General features: G+C 31.8%; 1 protein-coding gene. It reads left to right on the top strand.

Annotated features, from left to right (window positions below):
* Positions 1–77 precede the first annotated feature (77 nt).
* On the top strand, positions 78–248 hold the full coding sequence (locus tag R2R70_RS19975) for a hypothetical protein (protein WP_169510695.1): 171 nt from the start codon (positions 78–80) through the stop codon (positions 246–248).
* Positions 249–277 lie beyond the last annotated feature (29 nt).

Here is a 277-nt window from a genome sequence, read left to right as displayed (position 1 = left end):
GGTCTTTTAACCAGAAATAAGTATTCATATTTACTACATAAATCAAGCACTTTTTATATTGAAAGGAGAAATTACATATGACTATTAGAATTCCGTTTGAACAGGATGCATTAAAACAAGCGTACCTATCTCAAGTTGGCGGTAGAATTTCTTTTCAAAAGGGCAAAACTCCAGTATTTTCGTTTAATAGTGAAGAAGATTATAAGAGATATAGACAACTCATTCTTGGAGGAGGTGATGAATCATAACAGTAGGATCATTAACAATTGATGTAGGA

Origin of the sequence: Cobetia sp. SIMBA_158 (assembly GCF_046566945.1) — a bacterium.
Lineage (GTDB): Bacteria > Pseudomonadota > Gammaproteobacteria > Pseudomonadales > Halomonadaceae > Cobetia > Cobetia amphilecti.
This window is presented reverse-complemented; position numbering and strand designations above follow the sequence as displayed.